The organism is Magnetococcales bacterium (assembly GCA_015231925.1).
GTDB lineage: Bacteria > Pseudomonadota > Magnetococcia > Magnetococcales > JADGAQ01 > JADGAQ01.
The window spans coordinates 1-10,118 of record JADGAQ010000153.1; the positions used below are offsets into that span (position 1 = coordinate 1).

A 10,118-nucleotide genomic window follows, 5' to 3' on the forward strand; every position below is an offset into this window, starting at 1 on the left:
ATGGGTGGCGGTGATCACCCGGACATCCACCTGAACGGAACGGTTGTCACCCACCGGCTCGAAAACCTGTTCCTGCAAGACTCTGAGGAGCTTGACCTGCATATCCAGGGTGAGGTCGCCAATCTCGTCCAGGAAGATGGTCCCGCCATCGGCCATCTTGAAGCGCCCCACCTTGCTGCGCACCGCGTTGGTAAACGCGCCACGGGTATGACCGAAGAGTTCGCTTTCCAAGAGGCCGGAAGGCAATGCGGCACAGTTGACAGCCACGAAGGGTTGATTTCGCCTGTCGCTGGTATGATGCAGCGCCCGAGCCACCAACTCCTTGCCGGTTCCGGTTTCGCCGGTAACGAGCACCGTCGAATCGACATCGGCCAGACGTTCGATAAGTTCGTAGACCTCCTGCATGGGTCTGCTGGAACCGATCAGACCGTTCCAACTCTGACGGGTCTGGGTTTCCCATTCCATCATGGCCAACCGGCTTTCATCCCGAATGACCAGGATCACTCCAGAGCTGTTTTGCCCCGGGTCGCGAAAGAGGGATGCGGTACAACTTAATATACTTTTGTTGCCGCTGACGGTCATGGCGAGCATTGTGACGGCGCGTTTTTCCTCGCCTTCTTCCCGGGCCTGCTTCAACAGGCCTTCCACCACCGAAAAGAGCCAAGGCGCTGCATCCTGCAATGATTGTTTTCCGTCAGCCTCCGGGCCCAGGAGGCGCCGGGCGGCATCATTAACCTGGATAATGTGCCAGTTGCTTTCCAGAGCGATGATGGCATCGTCAACACTGCGAAAAACGGCTTCGATACGATTTTTCAACATCTCCTGATTTTCAAGGGAGCGTTTGTGATCCATGGCCAGAGCCACGACATGTCGGAGACGGGAGGGCAGCACCGGTTTGGTCAGGAAGTCGAAAGCACCTTCGCGCAGGGCCAGACAGACCGTCTCCACCTCCGGAAAACCGGTCAGAAGAATGACCATGATATGAGGATAGTATTGACGAATTGCACTCAGCACCTCCAGTCCGGACCCATCGGGAAGCTTGATGTCCAGAATGACCAAGTCGAACGGTTTTTGCCGCAAAATCTCCAGGGCCTGATGCACCGACCTTGCCGTGGCGGTGGCGCAGTGTGCGCCGGATAAAAAAATGGGCATCGCCTCAAGAAATAGATCATCATCATCGACAATCAGAATGGAGTTATCCAAAACCACAACCTCCTTGTTTCACATCTCATGAATCGATCTGTTTCATGCTACCATATGTTTCAACTTTCTTCCCACAAAAATGCACACATTGAGCTACAGAATAAAATTATCATTTGTCAAAATCAGAAAGGAGCGCCTTTGAAAAAATAGTCCGATCCGACAATGAGCGATCCGCTTCCGTACCCGACGAGCGCCATTATCTAATGGTTGATTGAATTTCAATGAGTTGCACAAGACGGGGAGAGGGAATTGGGGGCCATCGAGAACGAATTCGCCTTCGATTGTATGCAATCGTCGTACTTTGAAAGCTGCAGTATATAGTTAATGGCACAGGCATTGCTTTCGAATCATAAGGAACGCCTCATTATGTAAAACGGCCAAACATCGAGGAACCGCTGATCGAGCAGCCGGTATTCTTTTGTCGTAACCCTCAGCAACGGAGAAAAGAATGTCCAAATTGAATTCCAAGAAAGCCCGGAAAAATGGCCGTGAGATCCACGCAGATTCACAGGATGAAGCCTGCAAGATGGTTGCGGACTCTGCCATGTCTTCGGTAACGGCAAAAGGAATCAAAAACCTCGCCAAGAAAGGGATCCATCCGGGAACTGAAGAATCGAAGACTAAGCCGGGTCAGAAGATAGCTCACCTTGCGGAGAAGAAAATGGCGACTCAAAGCCATCATTCCTCCTCCGGAAAGGCAAAAAGAGCCTCGTCGAAGCGGGTTTGTGATCTGAATCAGAACCAGTCGATCTCCCCGGTAGCGACTCCGCTCTGAGAGAAGAAGCGGGATTGCCCTTGCGTCGATCGAGGTCAATCCCGCCGGGATAAAAGATATAGACTTGGCCATAAGACCACATACGCTATAATGCATAACTTTAACGCAGCAAAAGGGATGCTGATGTGGTCTGAATTGAAATTACATCGTTATATGCCAGGACGAAGGGCATCCACCCGATGGGTTATGGGCAGAGCCACGGCACGCGCTGTGTATGTCTTTATCCTTAAAAATTCACCATCAAAATAGGCACTATTTTTTGGGAATTTTTCCGGAAGGAGATGACCCGGGAGAGATAGAGTCGTCGGTCATCCCCGCATCATTCGTCCGTTTGATTGGCACAGGAAGGTCCGGATGGCCCGCCGGGACCGGACAGAAAGAAGAGGGCGTGCCGGCCCCGTCTTTCTCATAAATTTCGCCGCTAAACGGCCAGGGCGCGTCCAGACAAGGTGCGGGACGCCTCGACGACCGGAACCGTGGCCGTTCTTCCCACGGGGAGGAGCGTCGAGCGAGCCCAACGCCGTCATGGCGCGATCCGGGTCCGGTTGCAGCAGAAATGGATGAATAAGACGGATTGAACCATCCCGGTCCACGAAAGCACCCGAAAGTCCAATAAACAGAAGCAGGGATTCCATCATCAGGGAGGATACCATGTCACGCATTCTGATCATCAATGAAAATCCCTTCATTCTTTCCAAAATTTGCGCACTCCTTCAGGCGAGAGGTCACCAAACCGTAGTAGCCAGCACGGTTGGCGAAGCCATGTTTCTCTGTATGTTATGGCACCCGGTGGATGTCATCGTCAGTGATCTTCTCGGACCATGCCAGACTGAATTCCAATGGCGATCAGAAGGAATTATTTCGGAGGAACCCACGCGAGATTCCGAAACATCTCACCTTGGGGAAGGTTTGACACGGGAAGACGAACCACTGTTTCATGATGCTTGCAGTGGACTAATTTTCGACTATATTATGCCAAAACGCAGCGCAACCCTGTCAATATATAATTTACACCCCGATTTTGAAGGGTCATGGCACTGAAAATGGAACTCAAAATCACCATATTGGTTATTGATAGCGATATCGATACCTTACGATGCTACGAAACCAATTTAGTCAGAATCGGTTACGTCGTGGTTCAGGCAAACAACTGTACGGATGCCATGGCACTCTTCGATGCCCATCGTCCGCATCTGGCGATCATCGAGGCCCGCATGTCGGACCCGGATGGATTCACCACCTGCGCGGCGCTGCGACAACGGGCGCACGAGACAGAACTGCCCATCCTGATGGTAACCGATGATGATGACAACAATTCGGTGGAGAAGGCCTTTGCTGCCGGAGCCGACGACCTGATCACCAAGCCGGTGCATTGGACCATCCTGCGTCAGCGTATGCGCCACCTGCTTCGAGGAGAAAGCGCCTACCGCGTGTTCATGGAGAGCCACGACGAAGGCCGATGTCTTGAAGAACCGCCTCGACTGCCCCTCGAAGTGGATCGCCTCTCCCCAACACGGTGGATTGAGAACTGGGCCGATCCGGCTCTCTATTTCAGGCCCCGGATCTTCAATTCAGTGTTCCTTAATTTATGACATCAGACGAGGAGTCTTGAGAGAATTAGGCCACAAGAATGAGCCCGTCATGGCATTTTCCAACGCCAAATGTTCACTTGACCGGCGTTGCGGTGGCCTGAGTGCCGTTCGGCATGGAAAGAAAAATGGTATTGATAAATATTATATTAGTAATAATATACTATTTTAAATACCAAATCCATAGAAAATCACATGGAAGTAACTTACAGCATCGGTCCGTACGGGGCGGAGGAGCCGTGATGAATAACATGGAAGGGGTATTGGGAAGTTTCCTCTTTGTTGATGATGATCCGGAGATATTCCAATATCTGGTGGAAGCTCTGAAAAGTCGTGGTCGAGCCATTTTCATACATACCATTCGAAGGGTCGAAGGGCGCGTGGAGCTGCGCTTTTCCACGGAGGTGGATTGCTCCGACTCGAAACAAACCAAAGCCGCCTTGAGAAAAAACGAACATCAATTGCGCGAGATTGCCGCCACCATGGCCACCCCCATGTATGTCATCGACCGGGAATGGCGCATCACCTTCATCAATCCTGCGGCGCTGACCCTGTTGGGATGGAAGGAAGGGGAGGTGCTGGGCAACAAATCGAATGACCTGTTCCACCATTCCTGCGCGGACGGGAGGCTTTGCCCCCTTGAAGAGAGCCCTGTGTTCGACGTGTTGGAGCAAAACAGGGTGGTCACTTCCAATAATGAAGTGATCTGGCTGCGCGACGGCAATCGCCTGCCCATTTCCCTGATTGCCGTGCCGATTCACCACGGTCAGGACGCCCGGGGGGCGGTAGTGGTCTTTCGGGAATTTTCCAGACAGGACCAGGAAAAGGAAGAGGAAGAGGGTCGCATCACCAAAGATCATGATGCCGCAGGGTACAAGGCACAAAAAGAGTTCTTAGATACAATGAGTCACGAAATTCGCACCCCCATGAACGTGGTTCTTGGAATGAATGATGTTCTATTGGAAACCGACCTGACGGACGAGCAGCGCCACTATCTGGAGATAATGAGCCGATCCTGTGGCGCCGTGATGGCCATTATCAACGATATCCTGGATTTCTCGCGCATCGAATCGGGTCAGTTCACGCTTGTCGACAAGTCCTATTCTCCAAGAGTTGTCCTCGATGAGACCTTGAGGATCATGCAATTGTCCGCCGGGCAGAAGGGGATCGCGCTCCATGGGGATGTGCTGCCAAGCGTTCCCGTGACCATCATGGGGGATGAGGGACGTCTCACCCAGGTGCTTGTCAACCTCATCAGCAATGCCATCAAATTTTCCAGCCAGGGCGCCATCCGGGTTCAATTGGCACTCCATGACACAACAGCCGACACTCTGCTGTTTTCGGTCAGCGATTCGGGCATCGGCATTGCCAAGGAAAATCAGGAGCGCATTTTTGCCCCGTTTACCCAGGCCGATGGAGGCATCCATCGGCGCTACGGGGGAACGGGTCTCGGACTCTCCATCTCCCGGAGGCTGGTGGAATGGATGGGTGGCGTCATCTGGCTGGAAAGCCTGATTGGCCGCGGTAGCACCTTTTTCTTCACCCTTCCCCTGCGAATCGCGGATCCGCCCCCACCCCTGCTCAGGCCTGCCCTGTCGACGCCTTCCACCCCCAAGCGCAGCCTGCGTGTTTTGCTGGTAGAAGATTCACTTGATAATCAATTATTGCTTAAGGTGTATCTGAGTAAGACCATTCATCATCTGACCCTGGTCAACGATGGTTTGGAAGCACTGGCTCGGGTCAGGAAAGAACCGTTTGATCTGATCCTCATGGACATTCAGATGCCGGTTCTGGACGGCTACGGAGCAACACGCCAGATTCGCCAATGGGAGCGCGACGAGGGGCGCACGCCTTTATTCATTATTGCCTTGAGCGCTCACGCCTCCATCGGACGAAAGGAAGAGAGCCTGGCCGCAGGTTGCAACGAACATCTGACCAAACCCATCAAGAAGCAGACCTTGCTGGATCTGCTTGATTTCTATGCATCGTTAAATGTCGACGATGTGCCACTCGACCACGGACCAGGGGGTGTTGACAATCGCCCGATTTTGGTTCCTGGCAAGGCGCAAGAGGGTGAGGAAGCGGAATGCGGTCCTCCTGTATGAGCCTGCCGAACCGGATGGCACGCCCCGCCAGGGGCCAAAAGATGAGGAATGTTAACAGGCCCTGACAGCACCAACGGAATGGCCAGCCGCCGCTGGAAGAGCTCTTTCCGAAGACGAAGGAAACCAAAATGGCTCACGATACCGTTCTTGTTGTGGATGATGATCCGGAAATGTTGCAACTGTATGCCGGACACCTGTACCAGACGGGCTATACGGTGATCGCGGTTCGCAGCGGCGAGGAGGCCTTGACCTTGTACGACTCCAACCGGCCTGAACTGGTGATCCTGGACGCGGATATGCCAACCATGGACGGTTTCGATACCTGTATCGCACTACGGAAACGAACCGGGGAGGAGGAACTTCCAATCCTCATCGTGACAACGATGGAGGATAATGCTTCGGTTGTCCGGGCCTTTGCCGTCGGGGCGGATGATTACATTACGAAACCGGTCCATTGGGAAGTATTGCGTCAGCGCATGCGCCATCTGCTGCGCGGTTTGCAGGCGCACCGCTCGGCCCGTGAAATCCAGGAGGCGCTGCTGCACCAGGAACAGCAGTATCGCACCATTGTCGAGGTCTCCCAGGAGGGGATCTGGCGGATCGATGCCACGGGGGCCACCACCTTCACCAACCAGAAAATGGCCCAATTACTGGGCTGCACCGTGGAACAGATGATGGGGCGCTCCTTTCTGGAGTTCATCGCTCCGAATGCACGGGAGAACGCCCTGTTTCATTTCAAAAATCGCCGGGCGGGGGTGGTCGAGCAGCAGGACATCCGCTTTCACCGCCTCGATGGTGGCGAGGTTTGGGTGATCCTGTCCACCTCACCTCTCCATGACGAACAGGGCCGATTCACCGGGGTGCTGGCTATGGCCGCCGACATTACCATTCGCAAAACCATGGAGACCGAGTTGCGTACCTCCCGCAACAATTTCGAGAGTATCTTCGAACAGGCAAACGACGGCATTCTGCTGCTGGGTTCACCCTCTGGTCACTTCTTTATGGCCAATGCGCGGTTTTGCGAAATGCTGGGCTGCAATCGGAGTGAAGTTCCCTTCCTGGTCTCGGGAGACTTCAGCCCCACAGGGACGCGGATTTGGGATCTGGATGTGTTTCAAAACCACGAAGAAGGCAAAGTCAACACCCAGAACGATGTGCCCCTGTTCTGCTGGAATGGGGCGGTGGTCTTCACCGACATCACCCTGTCGGAAGTGACGGTGGATGATCAGGTCTACCGCATGGGCCTGTTCCGCGATGCCACGCAACGACGTCGCTCCCAGGCCATCCGGGTCGCCGACGCCGAACGGTTGAGACGCTTGATGGAACTCAATCGGCGGGCCCAGGAACTCACCGTTCAGGAATTGTGCGATCAGGCTCTGGAAATCGCGGTCCTCCTGACCCACAGCCAAGCCGGATTTCTGATCCTGCTCAATGAGGATCAGGATACCTTCTCCCAAATCTCCTGGAGTCAGGAGGTGAGGCGACTCGGCATATCGAAGCCCCCCCTGACACCTTTTTCACTGGCACAGGCCGGGGCGTGGGCCGATTGCGCGCGGCAGTTGAAACCCGTGGTCTACAACGAAGGTCTGCCTCCGTTCACTCGACGCGGTCTGCCCTTGGGGCACTTTCCCGTCAGCCGCTATTTGAGCGTCCCGGTGCTGGATGGAGACCGGGCACGCATGATTTTAGGAGTATTCAATAAGACAGAAAATTATGAAGATTTTGATAATAATCAACTTCAAGCAGTAGGCAACGAAGTGCAGAATTTCATCCTTCGCCGATGCTGGGAGGAAACCCTGGAACAGGCCAAGGAAAAAGCCGAAACCGCCAACCGGGCCAAAGCCGATTTCCTGGCCACCATGAGCCATGAAATTCGCACGCCCATGAACGGGGTGCTGGGAATGGCCGATCTGATATTGAGAACGTCCCTTACCGAACAACAGCGCCATTATATCGAGACCATCCACCGCTCCGGTCGCACCTTGTTGCGAATTATCAACGATATTCTGGACCTTTCCAAAATCAATGCCGGCGGACTGTCTCTGGAGTTGCTGCGTTTCGACATCTATGAGGTTATTGATGACATTAAAAAAGCCTTTCAAAAAACCGCGAAAGCGAGACCATTCTCCTTTTCGGTCTGCGGATGTAAAAACCTCCCGATCCATCTCATCGGAGACCCCTTCCGGCTGCGGCAAATCCTGTTCAATCTGGTGGGCAACGCCATCAAATTTACCGAGGAGGGTAGCGTCGTCTTGGCGGTGCGGGTCATCGAGGAGCGGGAAGCCGATGTCCTGGTGAGGTTCGAGGTATGCGATACGGGGATCGGCATCTCTCCCGAATACCAGATACACCTCTTCCAGGCTTTTTCTCAGGAAGATCCCTCGATCTCACGCAAGTTTGGGGGAACCGGCCTGGGATTGGCCATTACCCAGAAACTGGTAGTCATGATGGGCGGGGTACTGGACGTGAAAAGCGAGGCGGGAAGGGGCTCGACCTTCGGGTTCGTCTTGCGTTTTGGCAAACAGCAGGAGGGGGATCGCCAGGAGGTAATGGCCTTTCAGGCGGCACGACGTCCGATTACCCCGGACAACATCCGGTTCAAGGGACATATATTATTGGTGGAGGATAACCTGGTTAATCAGGAGGTCGCTGCGGCAACCCTGGCCATATTCGGTTGTCAGGTCACGTTGGCCAACAACGGTCAACAGGCATTGATCGAGGTGGACAGGGCGAAGCCCGCCTTCGATGCCATCTTCATGGACTGTGAAATGCCGCTCCTGGATGGCTACGAAACCACCCGACGCCTCCGCCAAAGGGAAATCCAGGACGGGTTGGAGCATATCCCCATCATTGCCTTGACGGCCCACGTACTGGAACAGAGTCGCAAACAGTGCCACGACGCCGGAATGGACCACTATCTGCGCAAGCCGTTCAGTCAGGAGGAGCTTGGCGCGGTGCTGTACCGATGGCTGCCCTCTTCGGAGGAGACGGGAACGAACCTTGAAGACCCCAAAACGCTGGAATCGGATCCTGCATCATGGCCACGAATATCGCAAAAAATCCAGTCGGTGAGCAACTTCGGCCACGTTGGCGGCCTGTCGCCGACATTTCCGGTATTGGATCAAATCGCTTTGGGACGAATCCTGTTGCTGGAAAAGAATGGCCACCAGGGGCTGTTGTGCAAACTGGTGGAACACTATCTCGTGCGAACACCCGAGTTGTTGGCGGAACTCGGATCGGCCCTGGAGCGCAACGATTCCGAAGCGGTGCGGGTTGCGGCCCACACACTCAAATCGTCCAGCCTGACCATGGGTGTGGCGCATCTGGCTGATCTGGGACGAACGATGGAGTCGGAATACGCCAATCTGGCTCTGGTCAAACCCCATTTCAGGCAGGCCCGTTCCGTATTTGCCGAAGCTGAACAGGCTCTCAACAACTTCTGTCTATCAATATGACGGAGAGTTACGCATGATTAATCGAACAGAAGCACAAAATAAATATTCAATACTGATAGTTGATGATGAATTTTTACAACGCTACCTGCTGCGGGAATCTCTCCAGCAGGGTGGTTTTCGCGTGGCGGCGGCTGAAGATGGGGAGCAAGCCTGGGACATGGTGCGCAACGAGCGTCCCGATCTGGTGATTTCCGATGTGGTCATGCCACGACTGGATGGTTTTGCCTTGTGTCGGCTGATTCGCGGCCAGGCCGCGTTGACCCACTTACCCTTTGTACTGGCGACCAGTCTGGACGATGTCACCTCCATTGATCTGGCTTTTCAGGCGGGAGCCACGGACTTCATCACCAAACCCATCAACTGGAGCTTGCTGGGACACCGGGTGCGTTACATCCTGAGAGCGGCCCGCAACGCTCAGGCGCTGGAAGAGAGCAAGCTGGAGCTGTTTCGCACCCGATTGGAGATCATCCGGCGTTTGGGCTGGGCATCGGAGCATCGGGATAACGAAACGGGCCAGCATATCTTGCGCATGAGTCACTATTCAGTCTGCCTGGGCCGGGCCGTTGGACTATCCGGAGAGAGTCAGGAACTGCTGCTCAATGCGGCACCCATGCACGATGTGGGCAAGATCGGCATTCCCGACACCATCCTTTTGAAGCCGGGAAAGCTTCTGCCGGAAGAATTCGCCATCATGAAGACCCACGCCATCCTGGGCGGGCAGCTTCTTTCCAATGAACCCTCTCTTTTATTGCGCACCGCCCACCAAATCGCCCTGGCACACCATGAGAAATGGGATGGAACCGGCTACCCGAACGGTCTGGTGGCTGAGGAGATCCCCTTGATGGGGCGCATCTGCAGCGTGGCGGATGTCTTCGACGCCCTCACCTCCCGTCGGCCCTACAAACAGCCCTGGACTGTGGACGCGGCGGTGAAGGAGATCCAACGCGGCTCGGGAACAGCCTTCGAACCCCGACTGGTGGAGAAGTTTCTG

7 protein-coding genes are annotated in these 10,118 nt (G+C 54.5%); 6 read left to right on the top strand and 1 reads right to left on the bottom strand.

Annotated features, from left to right (window positions below; genetic code table 11):
* Positions 1–1,203, bottom strand: a 1,203-nt coding sequence (locus HQL56_14780; GenBank protein MBF0310786.1) for a sigma 54-interacting transcriptional regulator, incomplete at its 3' end; no start/stop codon positions are given.
* A gap of 448 nt (positions 1,204–1,651) precedes the next feature.
* Between HQL56_14780 and HQL56_14785 the strand changes: the two genes are divergently transcribed.
* The 6 genes from HQL56_14785 to HQL56_14810 all read left to right on the top strand — a co-directional run.
* Positions 1,652–1,978 (top strand): hypothetical protein, encoded by a 327-nt coding sequence (locus HQL56_14785; protein MBF0310787.1) that lies wholly within the window; start codon positions 1,652–1,654, stop codon positions 1,976–1,978.
* 651 nt (positions 1,979–2,629) lie between these two features.
* Complete coding sequence (locus HQL56_14790) at positions 2,630–3,019, top strand: hypothetical protein (protein ID MBF0310788.1); 390 nt, start codon at positions 2,630–2,632, stop codon at positions 3,017–3,019.
* On the top strand, positions 3,010–3,570 hold the full coding sequence (locus HQL56_14795) for a response regulator (GenBank protein MBF0310789.1): 561 nt from the start codon (positions 3,010–3,012) through the stop codon (positions 3,568–3,570). The genes HQL56_14790 and HQL56_14795 overlap by 10 nt, the downstream gene beginning before the upstream one ends.
* Before the next feature lie 101 nt (positions 3,571–3,671).
* Positions 3,672–5,672, top strand: coding sequence for a response regulator (locus HQL56_14800; GenBank protein MBF0310790.1), 2,001 nt, complete (start codon positions 3,672–3,674; stop codon positions 5,670–5,672).
* Positions 5,673–5,800: 128 nt separating this feature from the next.
* A complete protein-coding gene (locus HQL56_14805) occupies positions 5,801–9,127 on the top strand; it encodes a response regulator (GenBank protein MBF0310791.1) in 3,327 nt (1,108 codons plus the stop codon).
* Between the two features lie 13 nt (positions 9,128–9,140).
* On the top strand, positions 9,141–10,118 hold a 978-nt coding region (locus HQL56_14810), incomplete at its 3' end, for a response regulator (GenBank protein ID MBF0310792.1).

Coding starts and splice junctions, on each gene's coding strand:
- HQL56_14795 (MBF0310789.1), top strand. CDS start 3,010: ATGGCACTGAAAATGGAACTCAAAATCACCATATTGGTTATTGATAGC.
- HQL56_14790 (MBF0310788.1), top strand. CDS start 2,630: ATGTCACGCATTCTGATCATCAATGAAAATCCCTTCATTCTTTCCAAA.
- HQL56_14805 (MBF0310791.1), top strand. CDS start 5,801: ATGGCTCACGATACCGTTCTTGTTGTGGATGATGATCCGGAAATGTTG.
- HQL56_14785 (MBF0310787.1), top strand. CDS start 1,652: ATGTCCAAATTGAATTCCAAGAAAGCCCGGAAAAATGGCCGTGAGATC.